The sequence below is a fragment of the Streptomyces sp. R-74717 genome (genome assembly GCF_047305335.1).
GTDB lineage: Bacteria > Actinomycetota > Actinomycetes > Streptomycetales > Streptomycetaceae > Streptomyces > Streptomyces atratus.
In genome coordinates this window covers 3,657,691-3,680,869 of the sequence record NZ_CP102361.1, presented here as the reverse complement: position 1 = coordinate 3,680,869, position 23,179 = coordinate 3,657,691, and the positions used below count along the sequence as shown (strand labels likewise).

Genomic DNA, 23,179 nt, shown 5'->3' with positions numbered 1-23,179 from the left:
CCGGTGGTCACGCAGTCGTTTCCCCCGGTCGCGGGGTGTCTGTCGGCGGCGGCCAGTATGGTGGTTTGCGCGCCGAGCCGTCCCCTGGCCTGCGGCATGGGGGAAGTACGGGCGGCGGAGCCAATCGGGAGAACCTGCTTTGAGTCGTGAAACTGACAGTTCGTCCTCCGGGCCCCAGGGGCGCGGGGGAGCCGCGTACCCCTCGGGGACGCCGCCGTACGGATCCCGCCAGTATCCGTCGCTGCACCCTTCGCAGGACGCCCCGGAGGGGGCCTCGGGGCCTGCGGACCCGCCTCAGTCCGAGGAACCGAGAACCGAGACGACGCTGACGACGCGCATCCGGATCAACATTCCGGGCTCGCGCCCCATCCCGCCGGTTGTCATGCGTACGCCCATGAGCGACGCCGACACGGCCGAAGGCGAGCGCACGGGCAGCATTCCGCGCCCCGGCTCGCCCGCGCCGGGCGGCGCGTCGGGTGCGTCCGACGCCAACCCGGGCGCCGAGGCGAGAGCCGGTTCTTCCGCGCCCGCGGAACCGGCTGCCGAAAAGCCGGCCAGGGAGAAGAGCGGCAGCGACTGGTTCGCCCCGCGCAAGGCCCCCACGAACACCTCGGTCGTCGGCGGCAGCGGCAGCGGCAGCGTTGCCGGTGGCGCCGACGGCCCCACGGGCGAGGCGCCCACCCCGCCCCGCGCCGACCTGCCGTACTTCTCGGACGGCCCGCAGCGCACGGGCGACCAGGACGCACCCCGCCCCGGTGGCAGCGCCCTCGACGAGTTCGGCCACGGCGGCCCCGCAGCCGGCCCGCGCCCCACGCCGAACCTCGGGGTGCGTACGCCGGGCCCCTCCGGACCCACCACGGGCCCGGTCACCGGCACCTCGTCCCTCACTCCGAATCTCGACGGAGCGGGCGGCCCGGGCCCCGGCGGTCCGCGAGGCTCCGGTGGTCCCGCGGGCCCGCAGGGTCCCGGCGCATCCGGTGGCGTGCCCCCGCGGATGTCCGACGACACGGCGGTGCTGACGCCCCAGTTCGCGGCCCCCGCCTCCGCCGGGCCCGGCGGCAACGTCTCCGGTGACACGCTCACCAGCGGCATCCCCGTCGTTCCGCCGGAGCACCGCTCGCCGTCCCTGTTCCCGAGCGCGGGCGGCCCCGGTGGCGGGCGTCCCGATCTGACGCCCCGTATTCCGGATGACGCGATGGGCACCGGACCGGCAGGACCCGGCGGTCCCGCAGCCCCGGCGCCCGCCCCCGCCGCCCGTCCCGCCCCGGCGCCCGCGCCTGCGAAGAAGAAGGGCCGCTCCAAGCTGGTCCTCCTCTGCGCCGGCGTCGTCGGTCTGCTCGGTGTCGCGTACGGCGCCGGACTGCTGGTGAACCACTCCGACGTCCCGAAGGGCACCACCGTCCTCGGCGTCGACATCGGCGGCGGCACGAAGGAGGAGGGCGTCGCGAAGCTGGACGCCGCCCTCGGCAAGCGCGCCGAGACTCCCCTCCAGCTCTCCGTGGACGGCAAGAAGACCGAGCTCGCACCGGACAAGGCCGGGCTCGGCCTGGACAGCCAGGAGACCGTGCGCTCCGCCGCGGGCAGCGACTACAACCCGGTCTCCGTCATCGGTTCCCTCTTCGGCGGCAAGCGCACCGTCGACCCGGTGATCCCGGTCGACGAGGAGAAGCTCGGTGTCGCGCTGACGGACCTGGCGGGTGTCTCCGGCTCGGCCAACGACGGCACGATCAAGTTCGAGCCGGGCAAGGCCGTCGCCGTACCCGGCAAGTCGGGTAAGGCGCTGGACGTCAACCAGTCGATGATCTCGGTGCGCGACGCGTACCGGGCCCAGGTGCAGACGGGCAAGGCGGCCACCGTCGAACTGCCGGTCACCTCCCGGGAGCCCACCATCAGCAAGGCCGAACTGGACCGGGCGATGAAGGACTTCGCGAAGCCCGCGATGTCCGGCCTGGTCACCATCAAGGCCGGGCCCAAGCAGATCCAGTTCGGCCCGGCGAAGTCGCTGCCGCAGATCCTCACGATGGTGCCGGTCAAGGGCCGGCTGGTCGAGCACTACGACAAGAAGGCCATCGACACCCTCTGTGACGGCGTCTTCGACGGCATCATGATCACCAAGGGTGACGGCAAGAAGCACCAGCTCAGTGCGGACGATGTGGCGCATGCCATGCAGACCGCGCTGCTCGGCAGGACCCCCGCCGAGCGGACCGCCACGATCGGCCTGAACGGCAACGGATAACCGCCCCACCGCGGCGAACCGCACCGCACAACCGCCCCCGTCCGGACCCCCGGCCGGGGGCGGCGTCGTGTCCGGCGACGTACGGCACTGCAGCCACGTCGTGTTCCGCAGACGTATGGCACGACAGCGGCGTCATGCGCGCGGCATGACATCTGTCATCCCGTTTCCACGACCCGCGGCCCTGCCGGACGTACCTCCTTCTCCGCCAGGCTGGACGCATGACAACGACAGCCACCGAGGCCACCGGGGCGAAGACCGCCGTGGTCCGCTTCGACCGGGCCAGCAAGGCGTACGGAGCGGTACGCGCCGTCGACGGACTCACTCTCGACCTGCACTCCGGCGAGACCGTGGCGCTCCTCGGCCCCAACGGCGCCGGAAAGTCCTCCACCCTGGACCTGCTGCTCGGCCTGCGCACCGCCGACTCCGGTTCCGTCCGGGTCTTCGGCACGACCCCGCAGGGCGCCATCGCCGCGGGCCGCGTCGGCGCGATGCTGCAGAGCGGCGGTCTGATGGAGGACGTCACGGTCCAGGAGCTGGTCCGCCTCGCCTGCGATCTGCACCCCAGGCCCTACCCGGTGGGCGAGGTGCTGTCCCGGGCCGGCATCGCGCAGATCGCCGACCGCCTGGTCAACAAGCTCTCCGGCGGCCAGGAGCAGCGCGTACGGTTCGCGCTCGCCACCGCCGGGGCCAACGACCTGATCGTCCTCGACGAGCCGACCACCGGCATGGACGTCACCGCCCGTCAGGCCTTCTGGGCCACGATGCGGGAGCAGGCCGAGCAGGGCCGTACCGTCCTGTTCGCCACCCACTACCTCGAAGAGGCCGACGCGATCGCCGACCGCGTCCTCGTCCTCCACAAGGGCCGGCTGCTCGCCGACGGCACCGCCGCAGAGATCAAGGCGAAGGCCGGAGCCCGCCGGATCTCCTTCGAACTGGAGGGCCCGGTCGACGAAGCGGCCCTGCGCGCCCTGCCGTTCCTCTCCGCGCTCGACATCACCGGCAACCGGGTCCGCATCCAGTCGCACAACGCCGACGCGACCGTGCACGCCGTCTACACACTCGGCCTCTACCCGCGCGAGCTCGAAGTCGCGGGGCTCGGCCTGGAGCAGGCCTTCGTCGCCATCACCGAGGCCGAGGAGGCCAGGACCGCATGCTGAGTTTCTTCTCGTGGGCGTTGATCAGGCTCGAAGTGACCCGCACCCTGCGGAACAAGAAGTTCATGTTCTTCTCGGTCATCTACCCGTCGGTGATCTATCTGCTGATCTCCGGCACCCGGAACACCACCGACAAGGTCCCGCACAGCGACCTCACCCTCCAGGCTTTCTTCATGGTCTCGATGGCCTCCTTCGGCGCGCTGACCGCCGTCCTCATGGGCAACAGCGAACGCATCGCCAAGGAGCGTGAGAAGGGCTGGGTCCGCCAGCTCCGGCTCACCGCACTGCCCAGCCGCGGCTACGTCCTGGCGAAGATCGCCGGTGCGGCGATGGTCACGCTGCCCTGCATCGTGGTCGTGTTCCTGGTCGCCGCCGGCGTCAAGCACGTACGGCTGGACACCTGGCAGTGGTTCGCGCTGGCCGGGGTCATCTGGGCCGGTTCACTGGTCTTCGCCGCGCTCGGGGTCGCCATCGGCTACGTCGCCAGCGGTGACGCGGTCCGCCCGATCACGATGATCATCTACTTCGGGCTCTCCATCCTCGGCGGTCTGTGGATGCCCAGCGCCACCTTCCCGCAGTGGCTGCAGAACATTTCCGAGTGGCTCCCCACCCACGCGTACGCTTCTCTCGGCCAGGCGATCGAGATGGGCGGCTCGCCACACGCCAAGGACGTCGCCATCCTCTGCGCCTACTTCCTGATCTTCGCGGGCGGCGCGGCGTGGCTCTACCGGAAGGACACCCTGAAGGCGTGAACGACGAGGAGACGTCCGCAGGCATCGAGTTCGCCGCGACGGGCCGCCGACAGGTGTGGATCAAGCTGTTATGGATCGGCATCTGGCTCGCCTTCATGAGCGCCCCGGTCAAGGATCTGGCCGACGGCGACCACACGCCGTGGGCGACCGCGCTGGGCGCACTCGGTCTGCTGGTCTTCGTCGGGGCCTATCTGGCCCTGGTCTTCCGCCACACGTCGAAGGCCCTGGACCGGCGCGCCGTCCACACGACGATCGCCTTCCTCGGCGCCCTCGCTGTCGTCCTCTCCCTGACGCTCGGCGCCGCGTGGCTGGTCCTCTTCGTGTACGTGGCGGTCTCCGTCGGCGCCACCATGCCGCTGAGGACCGCCCGTTGGCTGATCCCCGTGGTCGTCGCCGCACTGGTCGGCATCGGGCTGACCGTCGACCACCCCCGCGAGATCATCACCGCGCTGGTCTTCCCGGCGCTGCTCGGCGGGTTCGCGATGACCGGAGTACGGCAGCTGATCCGCACGACGATCCAGCTGCGCGAGGCCCGCGCGACCGTCGCCCAGCTCGCCGCCAACGAGGAGCGGCTCAGGCTCGCCCGCGATCTGCACGACCTGCTCGGCCACTCGCTCTCGCTCATCACGCTCAAGAGCGAACTGGCCGGGCGGATGCTCCCCGACCACCCGGAGCAGGCGGCCGCCCAGGTCGCGGACATCGAACAGGTCAGCCGCCAGGCCCTGGTCGACGTACGCAGCGCCGTCACCGGTTACCGCCGGCCGACCCTCCCCGGCGAACTGGCCGGAGCCCGTACCGCGCTCGCCGCCGCGGGCATCACCGCCGACGTCCCGGCCGAGGCCCCCGACGGCCTCCCCGAGAAGCCGGAGGAGGTGCTCGCCTGGGCGCTGCGCGAAGCCGTCACCAATGTCGTACGCCACAGCAGCGCCCGGCACTGCACCGTCACCCTCACCCCGCGCCAGACCCTCGACGGCAGGGTCCTCGAACTCACCGTCGCGGACGACGGCGTCGGAGCCGCGGGTACGAAACCGGGCAACGGCCTCACCGGCATCACCGAACGCCTCGCCACGGTCGACGGCACGCTGACCTCCCGGGCCGGTAACTCCGGTTCCGGTAAAGGCTTCACCCTGACCCTGAGTGTTCCGCTCGGTTCCGGCCTAGGATCCACGGAATGAGCATGATCAGACTCCTCCTCGCCGAGGACCAGTCCATGGTGCGCGAGGCCCTCGCGGCGCTCCTCGGCCTGGAACCCGACATCGAGGTGGTGGCCCAGGTCGCCCGCGGCGACGAGGTGCTGGCCGCGGCCCACGAGCACCGCATCGATGTGGCGCTCCTGGACATCGAGATGCCGGGCATGACCGGTATCGACGCGGCGGCGGCACTGCGGCGCGAACTCCCGGCCGTGAAGGTCGTCGTCGTCACCACCTTCGGCCGCCCCGGCTATCTGCGCCGGGCCATGGAGTCGGGCGCCGACGCCTTCCTGGTGAAGGACGCGCCCGCCGCCCAACTGGCCTCGGCGGTACGGAAGGTGCTGGCGGGAGAGCGGGTCATCGATCCCACGCTCGCGGCGGCCGCACTCGCCGACGGGGCGAGCCCGCTCACCGACCGCGAACGCGATGTGCTGCGCTCGGCTGCGGACGGCTCCACCAACGCGGAGATCGCGGCCGCGCTCCACCTCTCGCAGGGGACGGTCCGCAACTACCTCTCCATGGCGATCCAGAAGATGGCGGCCCGCAACCGGGCCGAGGCGGTCCGCATCGCCCACGAGAAGGGCTGGCTGTAGAGCCGTAGCAGCAGGCCGGGGCCCGGCCGCCGTTGTCGCCGCGACCGGACCCCGCTCCGTTCCACCGGCTACGGAAAGGACATCACCCGCGACGGAACGGTGCTCGTCACGGACGTAGGGGATCCGGTGTCGTCGATGACGTGCTCGTACTGTCCCTGACCGCCGAGCCACCAGCAGATCGCGCAACCTCACGCCCGGCTTCACCGGCACCTCGAAACCGTGGTCCTGACGGATCGTCGGGTCGACGTTTTAGTAGCAGTAGCTGCCCAGGCCCCAGCCCTCGTGGGTGCTGACGGAGTCGTCGACCTCGATGGCCCGTGACCCCGTTGTCCGGGACGACGGTCGCAAGCCCCAGGCCGAGCACGACCGTGTCGGCACGGTCGATCTCGATGGGCCGGTCGACGCCGACCGGCCGTCAGCCATTCTTGGAGGATTCGAGGTGGGCGAAGGCCACCACGTTGTCCTCGTAGTGCTTGGCCTTCCTGTTGTACGGGCCGCCGCAGGTGATCAGGCGCAGCTGAGCGGACGGGGTGTCCGAGTAGACGCGCTTGTTCGGGAACTTCGCCTTGCTGAACGTCTCGACGGAGTCGACCTCGAATGTGGCGACCGAGCCGTCTGCGCGGGTGATGTCGACCGTGGAACCCGGCTTGAGGAACTGGAGCTGCAGGAACACGGCCGGACCGGTCGTCGTGTCGACATGGCCCGCCACGATCGCGGCACCACGCTCGCCAGGGGTGACACCGCCCTTGAACCAGCCCACCAGGTTGCTGTCGTTCGGGGGCGGCGGGTTCAGCCGACCGTCGGCGCCGATGGACAGTTTGGTGAACGGTGCCTTGACGGCGAGGGACGGAATCTGCAGCCGCGTCGGGACGGAACGCGACATCGCCGGGCCGACGGCGGGCGCCGACGGGGTGACGGGTCGGGGCGCGGCATGGGAGCCGAGGACCTCGGGTACGGCTGCGGGCGCGACGGCGGCGGGTGGGGCCGGCGGCTTGTCGTCGACCGAGGTTTCGATGGAGTCGTAGATCAGGAGCATGCCGACCCCGGCTGCCACGGCGGGCCACATCAAGGCGCGGCCCAGTGTGGTTCCGGGGGCAGTCCGGGTTGGGATGGAGCCGGGAGACTGCGGGGCGGCCATGGGAACGTGCCTTTCGGTCGTGCGGTGTTGGAGAGGGAGGGGGTGCGGGGGTGGGGGCGGTGGTGTGCAATCGAAGCCGCCGCGGCCGCCGCCCCGAGGGACGACGGCCGCGACAAACGAAACGACCGGTCAGCCGTTGGGCCCGGTCAGGCGATCGCACCGCCCGACGACTGGCGACGGCGCAGCTTGTACGCACCGACGCCGATGCCGCCGATCAGCAGCGCCGAGCCGGCGGCCAGGCTGCTGCTGGTCGTAGCCATCCCGCCGCCACCGGCGTTGACGCCACCGCTGGGCTTGCTCTCGTTCTGGCCGCTGCTGCCGCCTTCGTCGCTGCCGCGGCCACTCTCGTCGCCGCCGCTGCCGCCTTCGTCGCCGCCGCGGCCACCCTCGTCGCCGCCGCTGCCACCTTCGTCGCCGCCGCGGCCACCCTCGTCGTCGCCGCCACGGCCGCCCTCGTCGCCGCCACGGCCGCCCTCGTCGCCGCCACGGCCACCCTCGTCGCCGCCGCGACCGCCTTCGTCGTCGGTGATGACCCGGGCCATGAAGCCGCCGCCGGCGTTGACGCCACCGCTGGGCTTGCTCTCGTTCTGGCCGCTGCTGCTGCCGCCTTCGTCGCTGCCGCGGCCACTCTCGTCGCCGCTGCTGCCGCCTTCGTCGCCGCCACGGCCGCCTTCGTCGCCGCCGCGACCACCTTCGTCGCCGCCGCGGCCACCCTCGTCGCCGCCACGGCCACCCTCGTCGCCGCCACGGCCACCCTCGTCGCCGCCGCGACCGCCTTCGTCGTCGGTGATGACCCGGGCCATGAAGCCGCCACCGGCCTGAACGCCACCGCTGGGCTTGCTCTCGTTCTGGCCGCTGCTGCTGCCGCCTTCGTCGCTGCCGCGGCCACTCTCGTCGCCGCCGCTGCCGCCTTCGTCGCTGCCGCGGCCACTCTCGTCGTCGCCGCTGCCGCCTTCGTCGCTGCCGCGGCCACCCTCGTCGTCGCCGCCGCGACCGCCTTCGTCGCCGCCGCGACCGCCTTCGTCGCCGCCGCGACCACCCTCGTCGCCGCCGCGACCACCCTCGTCGCCGCCGCGACCGCCCTCGTCAGAGTCGGACTTTCCGTTCTCGTCGCTGCGCGAGGACGAGGATCCCTTGTTGTGTCCCGAATCCGCGGCCGTGGCCATGGCGTAGGCGGAGGGACCGGTAATGGCAAGGACCGCTGTGACAGCGGCCGAAGCGAACAGTGTGCGGGCAGAGCGCATCTGAACACATTCCTTCCGCCGCAACTGCGAAGAGTGACAGGGCGTCGACTCAGGGTGGCGCAGTGGCGACATGATCTACCGTCAGTCCGAATGTCACTTTGCGCCAACGCAAAATGCCGCATCGAGGTCATGTCGTGGGCCCTTCGGGTGGCGAAAAGCCAATAATCACCCGTTGGACTGCACGCAGCGCCACGTGAGGTTTGGGCGACGACGGTCCACTCGTTTGCCGACACTTCGGCGCAGTGGTCCAATCGCCGCCCGGCTCGGAAATGATCCCCCGGCGAGCTTGAACAGCCCGTTGGGGAACTGGAGTTGAGGAGACTTGCTCTCCTTGCCCGGCGAGACGTGCACGCGCGGTGACTGGCGGGACTCCGCCCGGAGCCATACTTTGAATTTGCATGACGGCGTACGCGACGCGCCGATGCGCAGGCGCCGATCTACTTTTCCTCGGCTGCCGGGTATGGAAGCGCAGGAGGTGGGCACGCGGGCTCCGGCAGGAACCCCCGGCTCAGTGAATGCCCGGCTGGTAAATCGGTTGCCGCTCGGGGTGGCCGCCTGCTGTACTCCCCCTCCAGTACTCGATCGACCGAGGAGAAGATCATGCGCGGAATTCTCATGTTCATTCAGACGGAAATTGCCACCGATCTTGAAGACATGGAGTTTCGTGCACACGCTGAATCTGGGAATTCTGGCGCATGTCGACGCCGGTAAGACAAGCCTGACCGAGCGGCTGCTCCACACCGCCGGTGTCATCGACGAGATCGGCAGCGTCGACGACGGGAGCACCCGGACCGATTCCCTGGCACTGGAACGACAACGCGGCATCACGATCAAGTCCGCAGTCGTGTCGTTCGCCATCGACGACATCACGGTCAATCTGATCGACACACCCGGTCACCCGGATTTCATCGCCGAGGTGGAACGGGTGCTGAACGTGCTCGACGGTGCTGTACTGGTCATCTCCGCCGTGGAGGGCATACAGGCGCAGACCCGTGTTCTGATGCGGACACTGCAACGCCTGCGCATTCCGACGCTCATTTTCGTGAACAAGGTCGATCGCGGCGGTGCGCAGGACGAGTCCCTTCTGCGGAGCATTTCGGAGAAACTGACCCCGGCTGTGCTCGCCATGGGATCGGTCGACGGGCCGGGCGGCCGGGACGCCCGCTGCACGCCGTACACCGGTGCCGATGCGGACTTCACGGACCGGCTGATCGAGCTTCTCGCCGACCACGACGACGCACTGCTGGCCGCGTACGTCGAGAACCCGGCGCCGCTCCCGTACAGCAGGCTGCGCGAAGCGCTGTCCACGCAGACCGGGCAGGCGCTGGTGCATCCGGTGTTCTTCGGCTCGGCGATCACCGGGGCGGGTGTGGACGCCCTGATCAGCGGTGTCAGGGAGCTGCTGCCCGCGGGCGAGGGGGATGTCGACGGGCCGGTCTCGGGCACCGTCTTCAAGGTGGAACGGGGGCCGGGCGGCGAGAAGGTCGCCTACGTCCGGATCTTCTCGGGCACGGTACGGACACGTGACCGGCTGCCGTTCGGCCGGGGCGAGGGGCGCGACGAGGGGAAAGTGACCGCGATCAGTGTCTTCGACCGAGGCTCGGACGTGCGCGAAGCGGCGGTCGGCGCAGGCCGGATCGCGAAACTCCGGGGCCTCGACGGCATTCGGGTCGGCGATACGGTCGGCGTATCGGACACGACCGCGCCGAGCCATTGGTTCGCCCCGCCGACACTGGAATCGGTCGTGGTGCCCTGCGCTCCGGCGAGCAGGGGCCAGCTGCATTTCGCGCTCGCACAACTGGCCGAGCAGGATCCATTGATCAATCTGCGGCAGGACGACATCCGGAAAGAAGTGTCCGTCTCGCTCTACGGGGAGGTGCAGAAAGAAGTCATCCAGGCGACGCTCGCCGATGAATTCGGAATCGATGTCACCTTCCGCAAGACCACGACCATTTGCCTGGAACGGCCGAACGGCAGCGGGGCGGCGTACGAGGTCGGCGACCAGGATCCGAATCCTTTTCTGGCGACCATCGGTCTTCGGGTCGATCCCGCCCCGATCGGCAGCGGCATCGAGTACCGGCTGGAGGTGGAGCTGGGATCGATGCCGTTCTCCCTGATGAGAGCGGTGGAGGAGACCGTCGGGGAGACCCTGCAGCAGGGAATCCACGGCTGGCAGGTCACCGATTGCGTCGTCACCATGACGCACTCCGGCTACTGGCCCCGGCAGAGCCATTCCCACGCCGTTTTCGACAAGAGCATGTCGAGCACCGCCGGGGACTTCCGTAATCTGACCCCTCTGGTCCTGATGAGTGCGCTGAAGGAGGCCGGCAGCACGGTGTACGAGCCGATGCACCGCTTCCGTCTGGAACTCCCCGCGGACCTGCTGGGTCCGCTCCTGCCGGTACTCGCACATCTGCGGGCCGCCCCCGGGACACCGTCCGTGCAAGGTGCGACATGTGTGCTGGAGGGAGAGATCCCGGCGGCGCGGGTCCATGAACTGCAACAACAGCTCCCGGCCCTGACGCGCGGCGAAGGGGTCCTCGAATCCGACTTCGACCGCTACCGGGCGGTCGTCGGTACGCCCCCGGACCGGCCACGCACCGACCGCAATCCGCTCAACCGCAAGGAGTACCTCCTGCACACGGTGCGCAGGATCGCCGGACGGGAGGATGCCCGCTGACAGGGTCCGGTCCGGCCGGGACTCAGCCACCACGCGCCGCCCCGGCACGTTCCCGGCCCGTACACGCTCTGCTTCGGGCGGCTCGACCGGCGCGACGGGGAACGGCACTGCATCGGCCGGATCGGGCTGCCCGCCGAGTCCGCCGACGACGACCCGCTGCTGCTCGACCGGCGTGCCCCGGCGGCCCGCGCCTTCTACGTCGCCACACCCGCGGCTCCGCACGGGGTGCGCAGGCGCCGCCACCTCGCCGCCCGGGGCCGGCAGGTCGTCCGGCTCGACGACGAGGTGCTCGACCGGGACGGCGTACCGGACAGCGAACTGACCGGCGAGGCCGCCCTGCTCGCCTCCCTCGACGCCGGGCGCACCGGCCGTATGCACGACATCGTCGCCACCCTCCAGGCCGAGCAGGACGCGATCGTCCGCTCCGACCGCCGAACACGGGCGACGCAACGGCTGGGCATCGTGCACGAGGGACCGGCGCCCGCGGTACCGGCGGCGGCGGTGACGGAACGGCGCTGAGACGGGGACACGGCGCGGCGGCCCGTCCGCCCCCGTGCCCCCGCCCCGCTAGTTCAGCAACGCCCGCGCCGCTCGTGCCCGTCGCCGGATCGCCTCCGCCGCCTCGGGTTCGACCCGGTCGACCACATCCGCGTACTCCTCCATCTCCGCCGCCCCGCGCAGAAACTGCCCGCTCTGTACGAGCAGCTGCGCCCGCTCGTAGCGCAGCCTGGCCGGATGCGAGGGCAGCAGCAGCGACAGGTCCACCGCCCACAGCGCCACATCCGTCCGCTCCGGACGGGCCGCCGCCCACGCCCTGATGTTGTTCAGGATCCGCAGCACGATCTCCAGCGGCCGCGCGGGCACCAGCATCGACTCCTCGAGCGGCTCCCCGGTCGCCCCCGCCACCAGCAGCTCCGCGTCCTGCCCGGTCATCGGCCGGCCGCCGTCGAACGGGTCGGCCAGCACCCGCTCCGAAGGATCGCCGAATCCGACGACGAAGTGACCGGGCAGCGCCACCCCGTACACCGGAGCGCCCGCCCGCCGCGCGACCTCGATCCATACCACCGACAGCAGGATCGGCAGCCCGCGACGCCGACGCAGCACCTCGTGCAGCAGCGACGACTCCAGCCGCTGGTAGTCCGCCGACGAGCCCGCGAAGCCGCACCGTTCGCCGAGGAATTCGGCAAGGGCCGAGGCCCAGGCCCGGCCGCCCCGCACCCCGTACGGAAGCCGGCCCGCCAGCTCGTCCAGTTCGATCTGCGCCGCGTCGATCCCGTTCGCGTCCAGCGCCGGGTCGGCCACCGCGCCCAGCAGCAGGCAGAGCAGCGCGAGGTCCGGCCGCTCGGCGCGCGCCTCCTCGGCGAACTGCCGGCGCAGCTCGTCCGGGCCGGGGCGCTCGGGCTGCTCGGGGTGGTGAGGATTCATCGGGCTCTTCCGCCTCCGTCACGCCGACCGGAAGTGGTGATACCGGTGATGGACCGCGAACCCCATGCGCTCGTACAGCGCCCGCGCCCCCTCGTTGTCCGTCTCCACCTGGAGCCACGCCGCCGACGCGCCCTCGTCCAGGGCCTTGCGGGCGAGCGCGGTCATCACGGCGGTGGCGAGCCCTCGGCGCCGGTACTCGGGACCGACCTCGACAGCCATGAAGCCGGCCCACCGTCCGTCCACCACGCACCGTCCGATCGCCGCGGGCGGTGCGCCCCCGGTGTCACCGGGCACCGAGGCGAACCACACCGAGGGGCCGCCGCGCAGTACCTTCAGGACGTGCGGCCCCGGGGCGTCGAAGCGCTGATAGCGGGAGAGCCACGTCTCGTCGAGGTCCCGGCTCAGCCGCACCTGCGACACATCCGCGTCCAGATCACCGATCGGCGCCAGCGCGGCGATCCGTACCTCCGCCGTCACCTCGCGCCGCCATCCGCGCTGCTCCAGCTCCGCGCAGAGCTGTTCCTGGGTGCCCTCGGCGCCGGTCGCGGTCTGGATGTACGCGGGCAGGTCCCGCTCCCCGTACCACTGCCGTACGCGCCCGAGCGCCTCGTCGAGCGGTACACCCGGATCGCCGAGCGGCAGCACGGAGTTGGCGCGCCGGGTGAACCCCTGCGCGGCGCGCAGCTGCCAGTCGCCCAGCGGCTCGCTCTCCACCGGCTGCCAAGCGCGGGCACAGACGGGTGCGAGCTCGTCGAAGGAGGCCGCCGGGCCACGCCGCCGGGCCGGGGCGGCGGGCACGACCTTGCCCGCCACCAGCGTCGATTCCGCGATACGGACAGAGTCACCGCTCTTCGTTGTGATCGACAGCACACCGCTGTCCCAGGATGTGAGAACACCGACCGTGTCGGTGAACTTCGGGCCCTGCGAGCCGCGCTCGGCCGTACGCCGGACTGATACCCGTTTGCCCACGTCAGCCGGTGTAATTCGGACTTCGAGTTGTCCGCCGATGGTGAATTCCACAGCTCTGTCCGCCCCTCCTGTTCGGTTCGTGCCCGGAAACGGAGATACTAGGGGCGGGCATCGACGACGCCGCGCTCCCGCGCGAGAGCCAACGCCCTACCGAGGAGGAACGACAGCGTGACCTACGTCATCGCGCAGCCTTGTGTCGACGTAAAGGACAAGGCCTGCATCGAAGAGTGCCCCGTCGACTGCATCTACGAGGGCCAGCGGTCCTTGTACATCCACCCGGACGAATGCGTCGACTGCGGAGCCTGTGAACCGGTGTGCCCGGTCGAGGCGATCTTCTACGAGGACGACACCCCGGAGGAGTGGAAGGACTACTACAAGGCGAACGTCGAGTTCTTCGACGACCTCGGGTCGCCCGGTGGTGCCTCCAAGCTGGGCCTGATCGAACGCGACCACGCGTTCATTGCTGCGCTGCCGCCGCAGAACCAGTAGTCAGCGGCTGGCACGTGCGTCGCCCCGGTCCCGTACGGCTCGTCACCGTGCGGGACCGAGGCGTTTCCACGCCCGAGCGCCCCGAGCAACCCTCGGAACCCCCGTACGAGAAAGCAGAGATCCGTGTCCGCAGTCTCCTCCCGTCTCCCGGTCTTCCCCTGGGACAAGCTCGCGCCCTACAAGTCGACGGCCGCCGCCCACCCGGACGGCATCGTGGACCTGTCCGTCGGCACGCCCGTCGACCCGGTGCCCGAGCTGATCCAGCGGGCGCTCGTCGCCGCCGCGGACAGCCCCGGCTATCCGACGGTGTGGGGGACCGCCGAGCTGCGTGACGCGATCACCGGCTGGGTGGAGCGGCGGCTCGGCGCGGTCGGGGTGGCGCACGAGAACGTCCTGCCGGTCGTCGGGTCCAAGGAGCTGGTGGCCTGGCTGCCGACGCAGCTCGGTCTCGGCGCGGGCGACAAGGTGGCGTACCCGCGCCTCGCCTACCCGACGTACGAGGTGGGCGCCCGGCTCTGCGGCGCCGAGCCCGTCGTCTACGACGACCCGACGGAGCTGGACCCGGCAGGCCTGAAGCTGCTCTGGCTCAACTCGCCGTCCAACCCGACCGGCCGCGTCCTGTCCAAGGACGAGCTGATCCGGATCGTCGCCTGGGCGCGCGAGCACGACGTGCTGGTCTTCAGCGACGAGTGCTACCTGGAGCTGGGCTGGGAGGCCGAGCCCGTCTCCGTACTGCATCCGGACGTCTGCGGCGGTACGTACGAGGGCATCGTCGCCGTCCACTCGCTCTCCAAGCGCTCCAACCTGGCCGGATACCGCGCGGCCTTCATCGCGGGCGACGCGGCCGTGCTCGGCGAGCTGCTGCTGATCCGCAAGCACGGCGGAATGATGACGCCGGCCCCCGTCCAGGCGGCGACCGTCGCGGCGCTCGGCGACGATGCGCACGTCGCCGAGCAGCGGACCCGGTACGCGGACCGGCGCGCTGCCCTGCGCACGGCGCTGGAGGCCCACGGCTTCCGGATCGAGCACAGCGAGGCGAGCCTCTACCTGTGGGCGACGCGCGACGAGCCGTGCTGGGAGACCGTGGCGTACCTGGCGGAGCTCGGTGTTCTGGTGGCACCGGGCGACTTCTACGGGACGGCCGGTGACCGCTTCGTACGCGTCGCGTTCACGGCGACGGACGAGCGGGTGGCCGCCGCGGTCAAGCGGCTGGCCCGATAGCGGGCGGTACACGCGAGGGGCCTCGGGAGTGCGCACTCCCGAGGCCCCTCGCGTGTGATGTGCCGACGGATCGGGTCAGCCGATCGGCAGACCCTGGGTGGGCAGACCCTGGGTGGGCAGGCCCTGGGTGGGCAGGCCGCCGTGGGGCGCGGCACCGGCAGCGCCGCCGAGGACCTCGCCCGCGCTGCCCGCGGCACCGCCGGCGGCGTTCTGCACGGTGGGGGCGGCCTGGGTGCCGGCCTTGCCGATGGTCTTGCCCGCGGCCGGGAGGGTCGTCCCGACGATCTTGCCGCCGGTCGCGCCCGCCGCCTTGGTGCCCTGCTGGGACGCGCCGTCGACCGTCTTGCCGAGGCCGGTGCCGTCGACGGTGGTCAGACCGCCGAGCTCCGGGGCCTGCGGGAGCTCCGCGGCACCTGCGGCACCGGCCGCGCCGACCACGGGGGCCGCACCCGCGGCGATCAGCAGCGCGGCACGGGCGATCCGGCGGGTCAGGGGGAGGGACATGATGCTCCTTGGACGGGATGAGGAATCTGTCTGTCCGTTGACCGGACGCAATGACAACCGTCGCAAGGGCGGGGGAGGTTGCGGTGGATCGAGGTAAAGAGTCGGTAATGCGTCACATAATCCACAACGGAGGAACCCGGGCGGACGCCGCATTCCCGGATGGCCCGATGAACCGTCACTTCCCTTTGCCCGCAAGGGAAGTGAGGGATCGTGGAGGGGTGGCGGGGGGTGTCGTGCCAGGGGACGTTTCGTGCCGACCGGATAACGCCTTCGGGTGACCGCCCGTACTAGTGTGCGAGTCGTATACGGACTTCGGTGGTGCCCGATTCCGTACGCTCTGTCCGCCAGCCCGACCCGGCCTTCCACACCCGGCCCGCGTACGTGACCTCGTCCAGTCGGAGCGCCTCGGACTGCGCGACCGCCCAGTGCGCGAGCTCCCAGCCGCGCCGCGCCGAGTCGTCGTCCCCGGAGGTGCGGGCCGCCCGCACCGGCACCGAGACCGTGCTCGTCGCCGACGCACCGGCCGCGGCCTTCCCGTCCTTTGGCGACGGCTTCTTCGCGGGCAGTACATCCTTGCCGAAGGCGCGGACCAGCTCCGCCCGCACCTTCGCCGCATCGGCCGTCGCAGCCGTCGTCCGCGGCGGCGTGCAGTTCAGCGAGGCAGGCGTACGGCCGGTCAGCGCTGCCGCCAGCAATGCCGCATCCGGCTCGTGCTTCGCGTACGCCTGCGGGAAACCGCTGCGCTGGACCCGCTGCGCGGCGACCGTCAGCGGCAGCCGTGAATAGCCGGGGACCTCGGCCAGATGCCGGTAGAACTCCCCCGCGGAGTAGACCGGGTCCAGGATCTGCTTCTCGGTGCCCCAGCCCTGCGAAGGGCGCTGCTGGAACAGCCCCAGCGAGTCCCGGTCCCCGTGCTCGATGTTGCGCAGCCCGGACTCCTGCAACGCGGTCGCCAGCGCGATCGTCACCGCCCGTTCCGGCATCCCGCGCGAGGTGCCGACCGCGGAGATCGTCGCGGCGTTCGAAGCCTGCTCCGGGCTCATCCGATACGTACGGCCCTGGCCGGCCGAACCGTCGGCGGACTCCACGGTGCACCCTTCGGTGAACTTGCTGCCGGTTATGTACTGCACGGTCAGATAGCCGCCCAGTGCGGCGAGCACGACAAAAGCAGCCGCGATGCGGAAGAGGCGGCTGCGGCCGGTGTGTCGGCGGGCGGGGGAGACGGTCCGGGGCACGGAGCCACCGTACTGGAGTGCCCGGCCGGGTCCGAGGGCCCAGTCCTTTAGGGTCGCTTCCATGTCCGAAAGCACGCTTGACCTCACCCTGGACGGCCCGGCGCTCACCGCCCGGCTCGTCGACTTCCCGTCGGTCAGCGGTCAGGAGGAGGAGCTCGCCGACGCGATCGAGGCGGCGCTGCGCACCCTCCCGCATCTGACCGTCGACCGGCACGGCAACAACGTCGTGGCCCGGACGAACCTGGGCCGTGCCGAGCGGGTCGTGCTCGCCGGACACATCGACACCGTGCCGATCGCCGACAATGTGCCGTCCCGGCTCGACGACGACGGTGTGCTGTGGGGCTGCGGCACCTCCGACATGAAGTCGGGCGTCGCCGTCCAGCTGAGGATCGCCGCGACCGTGCCCGAGCCCAACCGCGACCTCACCTTCGTGTTCTACGACAACGAAGAGGTCGCCGCGCACCTCAATGGGCTCGGCCACGTGGCCGACGCCCACCCCGAGTGGCTCGCCGGAGACTTCGCGGTCCTCCTGGAGGGCACCGACGGCCAGGTCGAGGGCGGCTGCCAGGGCACCCTGCGGGTCTTCCTCCGTACCGAGGGGGAGCGGGCCCACTCCGCCCGCAGCTGGATGGGGTCCAACGCCATCCACGCCGCCGCCCCGGTCCTGGCCCGCCTCGCCGCGTACGAACCGCGCCGCCCGGTCATCGACGGTCTCGAATACCACGAGGGCCTCAACGCCGTACGGATCGAGGGGGGCGTCGCCAACAACGTCATCCCGGACGCGTGTACCGTCGTCGTCAACTACCGGTACGCCCCCGACCGCACCGCCGAGGAGGCCCTGGCCCACGTCCACGAGGTCTTCGCGGACTGCGGCGTCGTCGAATTCACCGTCGACGACCACTCGGGCGCGGCCATGCCCGGCCTCTCCCACCCGGCTGCCGAGGCGTTCATGGCGGCGGTCGGCGGCACCGCCCGCCCCAAGTTCGGCTGGACCGACGTCTCCCGCTTCAGCTCCCTCGGCGTTCCCGCGGTGAACTACGGACCCGGTGACCCGCTCCTCGCGCACAAGCGCAACGAACACGTGGCGGTCGACCGGATCACCCACTGCGAGGAGCGGCTCCGCTCCTGGCTCACCAGCTGACCCACGGCATTCCCCTGTCCGTAACCTCCGTCGATCTACCCTGACCTGACACAGATGGTCATCGATCGTCGTCGGAGGGAGCAGGTCATGGGCAACCCCGAGGGAGCGCACGTCCCCGAGGAGCAGCGGCAGGGCCCGGTACTGCGCCGCAGGGACCAGGTACAGCCCGGCACCACCGATCAGCGGCTGCTGGACACCGAGGGCGACTCCGAGTGGGTGCACACCGACCCATGGCGGGTGATGCGCATCCAGTCGGAGTTCGTCGAAGGATTCGGAGCCCTCGCCGAGCTGCCGAGCGCCATCAGCGTCTTCGGCTCGGCCCGCACCCCGGCCGGCGGGCCGGACTACGAGGCGGGCGTAAGGATCGGCAAGGCCCTGGTCGAGGCCGGCTTCGCGGTGATCACCGGAGGCGGACCCGGAGCCATGGAAGCGGCGAACAAGGGGGCGCGGGAGGCGAAGGGCGTCTCGGTCGGCCTCGGCATCGAGCTGCCCTTCGAGTCCGGCCTCAACCCGCACGTCGATATCGGCGTGAACTTCCGCTACTTTTTTGTCCGAAAAACAATGTTCGTGAAGTATGCCCAGGGATTCGTCGTTCTGCCCGGCGGCCTCGGCACCCTGGACGAGCTCTTCGAGGCCCTCACCCTCGTCCAGACGGGCAAGGTCACCCGCTTCCCGATCGTGCTGTTCGGCACCGCGTACTGGAGCGGGCTCGTGGACTGGCTGCGGGACACGGTGGTGGCGCAGGGCAAGGCGTCCGAGCACGACCTGCTGCTGTTCCACGTCACGGACGACGTGGACGAGGCGGTCGACCTCGTGACGAAGGAGGTCGGCCGGTAGTTCGAGCCCCGCCGGCGATGGAGGAGCGGGGTCCGGGGCAGAGCCCCGGTTTCAGGAAGGGGCGGGCAGGGGGGCAAGGCCCGCCGCAGGCGCCCCGCCCTCCCCGCCACCTCACGCCCCGGCTACGCCAGCCCCCTCCGTGCCACCGCCGGCTCCCGGTGCCCCGCGATGGACGCCACCATGTCCAGCACCTGCCGCGTCTCCGCCACCTCGTGCACCCGGTACACCTGCGCCCCCAGCCACGCGGACACGGCTGTCGTCGCCAGCGTCCCGATCACCCGTTCCTTCACCGGCCGGTCGAGCGTCTCCCCGACGAAGTCCTTGTTGGACAGCGATACGAGGACCGGCCAGCCGGTCTCCGCCATCTCGCCGAGCCGTCGCGTCGCCTCCAGCGAGTGCCGGGTGTTCTTCCCGAAGTCATGACCGGGGTCGATCATGATCCCGTCCGGCCGCACCCCGAGTCCGACCGCCCGCTCGGCCAGCCCCAGCGTCACCCGCAGGATGTCCGCCATCACGTCGTCGTACGCGATCCGGTGCGGCCGGGTCCGCGGCTCGGCGCCGCCCGCGTGCGTACACACCAGACCGGCGCCGTACCGCGCGGCGACCTCTGTGAGCTTCGGGTCGACGCCGCCCCACGCGTCGTTCAGCACATCCGCACCGGCCTCGCAGACCGCCTCGCCGACATCGTGGCGCCAGGTGTCGACGCTGATCACCACATCCGGGTGGCGGCGCCGCACCTCCGCGACGAACCCCACCGTGCGACGGGCCTCTTCCTCGGCGGTCACCTCTTCACCGGGGCCCGCCTTCACACCCCCGATGTCGACGATCGCCGCGCCGTCCGCGATCGCCTGCTCGACCCGGGCCAGCGCCGGCTCGTCCCGGAACGTCGCGCCCTGGTCGTAGAAGGAGTCCGGGGTGCGGTTCACGATCGCCATGATCACCGGCTCGTGCGCACCGAATTCACGCCGCCCCAGCCTGAGCGCACCGCTTCGCATCCCGTGTTTCTCCTCTGGTAGATCGCCCGGTGGGTCGCCTGCGACCCTAACTGTCGGCACCGCATGGCACGATCGGACCCGGACAGGTTTCCGCTCCCGGGGAGATGCGCGTGTTCTGGTTCTTGCTGCTGGCGATGGTGGTGGTCGTGGCCGCGGTCACCCTCGCGGTGGTCGGCGGAGGGAAGAGCGCCGTCCTGCAGGACGTGGCGCCCGAGCAGCTGACCGACCCGCTGCCCGCGACGCGTCCGGTCGGCCGCGCGGATGTCGAGGCGCTGCGGCTGCCGGTGGCCGTACGTGGCTACCGCATGACGGATGTCGACGAGGCGCTCGGCCGGCTCGGCGCCGAACTCGCCGAGCGGGACGCGCGGATCGCGGAACTGCAGTCGGCGCTGGCCGGCGTGCAGGCGGCCGCGGTCGGCGGCCCCGATCTCCTCAAGCGGCCGCAGCTGACGCGGGAGCGGCCGGAGGGCCGTCCGAGAGCGCCGTGGGAGGCGCCCCGACAGGAAGACCAGCAGGACCCGCAGCGGACAGAGCACCCCGGAGAGGAGCCCCAGCGATGAGCGGCGGCGCAGAAGCGGCCCCGGACGGCGGTCTGCGCTGCCCGTGGGGGCTCTCCACCGAGGACTACCTCACGTACCACGACACCGAATGGGGCCGCCCCGTCCACGGCGACGACGCCCTCTTCGAACGGCTCTGCCTGGAGGCCTTCCAGTCGGGCCTTTCCTGGCTGACGATCCTGCGCCGCCGGGAGGGCTTCCGTTCCGCCTTCGCCGGGTTCAAGATCCCCGCGGTGGCGGATTTCACCGACGCCGACAAGGAGCGCCTCCTCGCCGACGCCGGCATCATCCGCAACCGGGCGAAGATCGACGCGACCCTCGCCAACGCCAAGGTGCTGGCCGACTGGCGCGCCGGCGAGCTGGACGAGCTGATCTGGTCCTACGCCCCCGACCCGGCCGGCCGCCCGGCCCCGCGCACTGTCGGCGACGTTCCCGCGGTCACCCCGGAGTCCACGGCGCTGGCCAAGGACCTCAAGAAGCGCGGTCTGCGCTTCGTCGGACCCACGACGGCCTACGCCCTGATGCAGGCCTGCGGCCTGGTCGACGACCACCTGGCCGACTGCGTGGCGCGCGGCACCGAGGCGTAGACCCGCCCCGGCGGCTACCGGCCGAGGTACTTCGGCTTCTCCTTGTTGAGGAACGCCTGCACCGCGATCGAGTGGTCCTCGGACGCGCCCGCCTTCGTCTGGAGCTCGTCCTCCCTCTCCAGCGCCTCGCTCAGCGTGCGACCGGCACCGTAGGCCAGGGACTCCTTCAGCGCCGCGTACGCCACCGTGGGACCGGACGCCAGGGTGCGGGCCACGGCGGCGGCCTCCGCGGCCAGGTCGGCGGCGGGCACCAGCTTGTTCACGATGCCCAGCTCATGGGCGTCCTGCGCGGAGATGGAGCGCGGGAAGAGCAGCAGGTCGGCGGCGCGGCTCTGCCCGATCAGGCGGGGCAGCGTCCAGGAGACGCCCGAGTCGGCGGTGAGGGCGACCCCGGCGAACGAGGTGTTGAACGAGGCAGTGTCGGCGACCACCCGGTAGTCGCAGGCGAGCGCGAACCCGAAACCGGCACCGGCGGCGACACCGTTGACCCCGGCGACGACCGGCTTGGGCATCCCGGTGATGGCCCGCACGATCGGGTTGTAGTGCTCCTGCACGGTGCTCAGCGCGTTGCCGCTGCCGGACTCACGGGCCTCGTCGAGCTTGCCGACGTGCTCCTTCAGGTCCTGGCCGACGCAGAAGGCGCGCCCGGTCGCGGTGAGCAGAACGGCCCGTACGGCCGTGTCGGCCGCCGCGGACTTCAGCGCGTCACGGAGTGCCACCTTGGCCGCGGTGTTCATGGCGTTCATCGCGTCGGGACGGTTGATCGTGATCGTCGCGAGTCCGTCGCTCACTTCGTAGAGCACGCTGTCCGCCATCTGGTCGGCCATTTCGCTGTCCCTTCTGCACCTCGGGCAATGCCTGTCCAGGCAAGCATGGCCGACTCGGGCGGGAGCGAACATGTGACCTGCGTCTAACAATTGCGCCCCGATGGAGGGGTGAAGGGGACGGAGTATCGCAGCTGGATCGCCGAATTGGGTGGTTTTGAGAGAGCGCGTTGCGCAAGCGATGCCGACCGATGTTGGTCATTGGGGTCTGTGATGCGGGATAATGGCCTGGAAGCAATGTGTTCGATGCCGGTGACACAGCGCCTGTCATGGGGCCGCCGGTTGTGATGAGCTGGTTTCAGGAAGGGGAACGAGCATGGCGGCCATGAAGCCGCGGACGGGCGACGGCCCGCTCGAGGTGACAAAGGAGGGGCGGGGCATCGTCATGCGCGTTCCGCTCGAAGGCGGCGGTCGGCTTGTTGTGGAGCTGACTCCGGACGAGGCCGATGCACTCGGCGATGCCCTCAAGAAGGTCGTCGGCTGAGCAGAGGCGCCCACACTTCATCACTGCCCCGGCACGGTATCCGTGCCGGGGCAGTGATGCGTTCACACTCAACAGAATCAAGCCCGTCCGGCGATTGAGGGCACCCGGCTGCTTCCAGGTGCGAGGACACGGGGCAGGAACCCTGCCGGCCCCTCAGCCCCGCCGCACCGCGCACAGCAACCCGTCGCCCACCGGCAGCAACGTTGCCATCAGCTCCTGGCTCTCCCGCACCGCACGCAGCAGCTCCCGCAGTCGCAGCACCTCCGCGGGCTGCGCCGCCGAGTCGACCGTACGGCCGTCCGCGAAGACACCCTCGAAGCAGACCAGTCCACCGGGTCGCAGCAGGCGCAACGATTCAGCGAGACAGTCCAGGCTCTCCAGCCGGTCGCCGTCGCAGAACACCAAGTCGTATCCGCCGTCCGCGAGCCGCGGCAGTACGTCCAGGGCGCGGCCGGGAATGAAACGGGCCCGATTGGCGGCGAACCCCGCTGCCCGGAACGCCTCACGGGCGAACTGCTGGCGCTCGGGCTCCGGGTCGACCGTGGTCAGCACCCCGTCGGGCCGCATGCCATGCAGCAGATAGAGTCCGGACACGCCGGTCCCGGTGCCGATCTCGGCCACCGCTTTGGCATCCGTCGTGGCAGCGAGCAAGCGCAGCGCGGCGCCGGTACCTGGCGACACCGAGCGGAGCCCTGCCTCCCGAGCCCGGTCCCGGGCCCAGCGCAATGCTTCGTCCTCGGCGACAAAGGCGTCGGCGAACGCCCAGCTCGTCTGCCGGTTGGCGGTAATGACCCTCTCCTGTCCCCGTAGTTGGCGCAACGGTGACTGTATCCGCTGCACCCGGGAACCCGCAGATGGGACCGGGCGTTATGCAGGGGCAGGGGAAAGCCCGTGGAACCGGCCCGCAGATCGGGTCCGGGAGAC

The 23,179-nt window shown here is 70.9% G+C and carries 23 protein-coding genes and 1 pseudogene; 14 read left to right on the top strand and 10 right to left on the bottom strand.

Annotated elements, in window-relative coordinates; translation table 11 throughout:
- The first annotated feature begins 139 nt into the window (after nucleotides 1-139).
- The 5 genes from NRF20_RS16505 to NRF20_RS16485 all read left to right on the top strand — a co-directional run bounded on the left by NRF20_RS16505 (nucleotide 140) and on the right by NRF20_RS16485 (nucleotide 5,925).
- A complete protein-coding gene (locus NRF20_RS16505) occupies nucleotides 140-2,236 on the top strand; it encodes a hypothetical protein (RefSeq protein ID WP_413752813.1) in 2,097 nt (698 codons plus the stop codon).
- Between the two features lie 218 nt (nucleotides 2,237-2,454).
- Nucleotides 2,455-3,393, top strand: a complete 939-nt coding sequence (locus NRF20_RS16500; RefSeq protein WP_413752812.1) for an ABC transporter ATP-binding protein — start codon at nucleotides 2,455-2,457, stop codon at nucleotides 3,391-3,393.
- Entirely contained in the window at nucleotides 3,387-4,142 is a 756-nt protein-coding gene (locus NRF20_RS16495; RefSeq protein ID WP_398632367.1) for an ABC transporter permease, read from the top strand. Before NRF20_RS16500 ends, NRF20_RS16495 begins: the two co-directional genes overlap by 7 nt.
- Nucleotides 4,139-5,317 carry a sensor histidine kinase gene (locus NRF20_RS16490; protein WP_398632366.1) on the top strand — a complete coding sequence of 393 codons (1,179 nt, stop codon included), beginning with the start codon at nucleotides 4,139-4,141 and terminating at the stop codon, nucleotides 5,315-5,317. The genes NRF20_RS16495 and NRF20_RS16490 overlap by 4 nt, the downstream gene beginning before the upstream one ends.
- Complete coding sequence (locus NRF20_RS16485; RefSeq protein ID WP_266358208.1) at nucleotides 5,314-5,925, top strand: response regulator transcription factor; 612 nt, start codon at nucleotides 5,314-5,316, stop codon at nucleotides 5,923-5,925. Before NRF20_RS16490 ends, NRF20_RS16485 begins: the two co-directional genes overlap by 4 nt.
- Before the next feature lie 68 nt (nucleotides 5,926-5,993).
- Here the strand turns inward: NRF20_RS16485 and NRF20_RS16480 are convergent.
- From NRF20_RS16480 to NRF20_RS16470, 3 genes and pseudogenes are all read right to left on the bottom strand, one after another.
- Nucleotides 5,994-6,249, bottom strand: a pseudogene (locus tag NRF20_RS16480) (coagulation factor 5/8 type domain-containing protein); the annotation flags it as partial.
- A gap of 91 nt (nucleotides 6,250-6,340) precedes the next feature.
- The gene (locus NRF20_RS16475) at nucleotides 6,341-7,063 is read right to left on the bottom strand and encodes a class F sortase (protein WP_398632365.1); all 723 of its coding nucleotides are present in this window, start codon (nucleotides 7,061-7,063) and stop codon (nucleotides 6,341-6,343) included.
- 146 nt (nucleotides 7,064-7,209) lie between these two features.
- Complete coding sequence (locus NRF20_RS16470) at nucleotides 7,210-8,307, bottom strand: hypothetical protein (RefSeq protein WP_413752811.1); 1,098 nt, start codon at nucleotides 8,305-8,307, stop codon at nucleotides 7,210-7,212.
- Nucleotides 8,308-8,971: 664 nt separating this feature from the next.
- Between NRF20_RS16470 and NRF20_RS16465 the strand changes: the two genes are divergently transcribed.
- The gene (locus NRF20_RS16465) at nucleotides 8,972-10,987 is read left to right on the top strand and encodes a GTP-binding protein (protein ID WP_413752810.1); all 2,016 of its coding nucleotides are present in this window, start codon (nucleotides 8,972-8,974) and stop codon (nucleotides 10,985-10,987) included.
- Nucleotides 10,988-11,212: 225 nt separating this feature from the next.
- Nucleotides 11,213-11,506 carry a hypothetical protein gene (locus tag NRF20_RS16460; protein ID WP_398632362.1) on the top strand — a complete coding sequence of 98 codons (294 nt, stop codon included), beginning with the start codon at nucleotides 11,213-11,215 and terminating at the stop codon, nucleotides 11,504-11,506.
- A gap of 48 nt (nucleotides 11,507-11,554) precedes the next feature.
- Here NRF20_RS16460 and NRF20_RS16455 read toward each other — a convergent pair whose 3' ends face one another.
- Both NRF20_RS16455 and NRF20_RS16450 read right to left on the bottom strand, forming a co-directional pair.
- Nucleotides 11,555-12,412 (bottom strand): tetratricopeptide repeat protein, encoded by an 858-nt coding sequence (locus tag NRF20_RS16455; RefSeq protein WP_398632361.1) that lies wholly within the window; start codon nucleotides 12,410-12,412, stop codon nucleotides 11,555-11,557.
- An 18-nt stretch (nucleotides 12,413-12,430) separates the two neighbouring features.
- Complete coding sequence (locus NRF20_RS16450) at nucleotides 12,431-13,432, bottom strand: GNAT family N-acetyltransferase (protein ID WP_413752809.1); 1,002 nt, start codon at nucleotides 13,430-13,432, stop codon at nucleotides 12,431-12,433.
- A 117-nt stretch (nucleotides 13,433-13,549) separates the two neighbouring features.
- On the opposite strand from NRF20_RS16450, the gene fdxA reads away from it, so the two are divergent.
- Entirely contained in the window at nucleotides 13,550-13,870 is a 321-nt protein-coding gene (fdxA, locus tag NRF20_RS16445; protein WP_018956287.1) for a ferredoxin, read from the top strand.
- A 123-nt stretch (nucleotides 13,871-13,993) separates the two neighbouring features.
- Nucleotides 13,994-15,091, top strand: coding sequence for a bifunctional succinyldiaminopimelate transaminase/glutamate-prephenate aminotransferase (locus NRF20_RS16440; protein WP_413752808.1), 1,098 nt, complete (start codon nucleotides 13,994-13,996; stop codon nucleotides 15,089-15,091).
- Nucleotides 15,092-15,166: 75 nt separating this feature from the next.
- On the opposite strand, the gene NRF20_RS16435 is transcribed toward NRF20_RS16440, so the two are convergent.
- Both NRF20_RS16435 and NRF20_RS16430 read right to left on the bottom strand, forming a co-directional pair.
- A complete protein-coding gene (locus NRF20_RS16435) occupies nucleotides 15,167-15,595 on the bottom strand; it encodes an ATP-binding protein (protein WP_413752807.1) in 429 nt (142 codons plus the stop codon).
- Between the two features lie 287 nt (nucleotides 15,596-15,882).
- Nucleotides 15,883-16,830: a hypothetical protein gene (locus NRF20_RS16430; protein ID WP_398632437.1), complete on the bottom strand. Its 948-nt coding sequence runs from the start codon at nucleotides 16,828-16,830 to the stop codon at nucleotides 15,883-15,885.
- 61 nt (nucleotides 16,831-16,891) lie between these two features.
- Between NRF20_RS16430 and dapE the strand changes: the two genes are divergently transcribed.
- On the top strand, nucleotides 16,892-17,971 hold the full coding sequence (gene dapE, locus NRF20_RS16425; RefSeq protein ID WP_413752806.1) for a succinyl-diaminopimelate desuccinylase: 1,080 nt from the start codon (nucleotides 16,892-16,894) through the stop codon (nucleotides 17,969-17,971).
- A gap of 87 nt (nucleotides 17,972-18,058) precedes the next feature.
- The gene (locus NRF20_RS16420; protein WP_114246479.1) at nucleotides 18,059-18,808 is read left to right on the top strand and encodes a TIGR00730 family Rossman fold protein; all 750 of its coding nucleotides are present in this window, start codon (nucleotides 18,059-18,061) and stop codon (nucleotides 18,806-18,808) included.
- A gap of 122 nt (nucleotides 18,809-18,930) precedes the next feature.
- On the opposite strand, the gene folP is transcribed toward NRF20_RS16420, so the two are convergent.
- Nucleotides 18,931-19,803 carry a dihydropteroate synthase gene (gene folP / locus NRF20_RS16415; protein WP_413752805.1) on the bottom strand — a complete coding sequence of 291 codons (873 nt, stop codon included), beginning with the start codon at nucleotides 19,801-19,803 and terminating at the stop codon, nucleotides 18,931-18,933.
- Between the two features lie 104 nt (nucleotides 19,804-19,907).
- On the opposite strand from folP, the gene NRF20_RS16410 reads away from it, so the two are divergent.
- Together NRF20_RS16410 and NRF20_RS16405 are read left to right on the top strand one after the other, a co-directional pair.
- Complete coding sequence (locus NRF20_RS16410) at nucleotides 19,908-20,363, top strand: cell division protein DivIVA (RefSeq protein ID WP_413752804.1); 456 nt, start codon at nucleotides 19,908-19,910, stop codon at nucleotides 20,361-20,363.
- On the top strand, nucleotides 20,360-20,947 hold the full coding sequence (locus NRF20_RS16405; RefSeq protein ID WP_398632356.1) for a DNA-3-methyladenine glycosylase I: 588 nt from the start codon (nucleotides 20,360-20,362) through the stop codon (nucleotides 20,945-20,947). The genes NRF20_RS16410 and NRF20_RS16405 overlap by 4 nt, the downstream gene beginning before the upstream one ends.
- Nucleotides 20,948-20,961: 14 nt before the next feature.
- Here NRF20_RS16405 and NRF20_RS16400 read toward each other — a convergent pair whose 3' ends face one another.
- The gene (locus tag NRF20_RS16400) at nucleotides 20,962-21,774 is read right to left on the bottom strand and encodes an enoyl-CoA hydratase/isomerase family protein (protein WP_413752803.1); all 813 of its coding nucleotides are present in this window, start codon (nucleotides 21,772-21,774) and stop codon (nucleotides 20,962-20,964) included.
- Nucleotides 21,775-22,087: 313 nt separating this feature from the next.
- Here NRF20_RS16400 and NRF20_RS16395 point away from each other — a divergent pair, with 313 nt between their 5' ends.
- Entirely contained in the window at nucleotides 22,088-22,255 is a 168-nt protein-coding gene (locus NRF20_RS16395) for a DUF3117 domain-containing protein (RefSeq protein ID WP_003966491.1), read from the top strand.
- Nucleotides 22,256-22,408: 153 nt separating this feature from the next.
- Here the strand turns inward: NRF20_RS16395 and NRF20_RS16390 are convergent, their stop codons facing one another.
- Nucleotides 22,409-23,074, bottom strand: a complete 666-nt coding sequence (locus NRF20_RS16390) for an O-methyltransferase (protein ID WP_266358193.1) — start codon at nucleotides 23,072-23,074, stop codon at nucleotides 22,409-22,411.
- Between the last annotated feature and the right edge of the window lie 105 nt (nucleotides 23,075-23,179).

Excerpts from the sequence above, each read along its gene's own strand:
- NRF20_RS16470 (WP_413752811.1), bottom strand. The coding sequence starts at position 8,307 with ATGCGCTCTGCCCGCACACTGTTCGCTTCGGCCGCTGTCACAGCGGTC.
- NRF20_RS16500 (WP_413752812.1), top strand. The coding sequence starts at position 2,455 with ATGACAACGACAGCCACCGAGGCCACCGGGGCGAAGACCGCCGTGGTC.
- NRF20_RS16455 (WP_398632361.1), bottom strand. The coding sequence starts at position 12,412 with ATGAATCCTCACCACCCCGAGCAGCCCGAGCGCCCCGGCCCGGACGAG.
- folP (WP_413752805.1), bottom strand. The coding sequence starts at position 19,803 with ATGCGAAGCGGTGCGCTCAGGCTGGGGCGGCGTGAATTCGGTGCGCAC.
- NRF20_RS16420 (WP_114246479.1), top strand. The coding sequence starts at position 18,059 with ATGGGCAACCCCGAGGGAGCGCACGTCCCCGAGGAGCAGCGGCAGGGC.
- NRF20_RS16475 (WP_398632365.1), bottom strand. The coding sequence starts at position 7,063 with ATGGCCGCCCCGCAGTCTCCCGGCTCCATCCCAACCCGGACTGCCCCC.
- NRF20_RS16485 (WP_266358208.1), top strand. The coding sequence starts at position 5,314 with ATGAGCATGATCAGACTCCTCCTCGCCGAGGACCAGTCCATGGTGCGC.
- NRF20_RS16395 (WP_003966491.1), top strand. The coding sequence starts at position 22,088 with ATGGCGGCCATGAAGCCGCGGACGGGCGACGGCCCGCTCGAGGTGACA.
- NRF20_RS16410 (WP_413752804.1), top strand. The coding sequence starts at position 19,908 with ATGCGCGTGTTCTGGTTCTTGCTGCTGGCGATGGTGGTGGTCGTGGCC.
- dapE (WP_413752806.1), top strand. The coding sequence starts at position 16,892 with ATGTCCGAAAGCACGCTTGACCTCACCCTGGACGGCCCGGCGCTCACC.
- NRF20_RS16495 (WP_398632367.1), top strand. The coding sequence starts at position 3,387 with ATGCTGAGTTTCTTCTCGTGGGCGTTGATCAGGCTCGAAGTGACCCGC.
- NRF20_RS16405 (WP_398632356.1), top strand. The coding sequence starts at position 20,360 with ATGAGCGGCGGCGCAGAAGCGGCCCCGGACGGCGGTCTGCGCTGCCCG.
- NRF20_RS16400 (WP_413752803.1), bottom strand. The coding sequence starts at position 21,774 with ATGGCCGACCAGATGGCGGACAGCGTGCTCTACGAAGTGAGCGACGGA.
- NRF20_RS16435 (WP_413752807.1), bottom strand. The coding sequence starts at position 15,595 with ATGTCCCTCCCCCTGACCCGCCGGATCGCCCGTGCCGCGCTGCTGATC.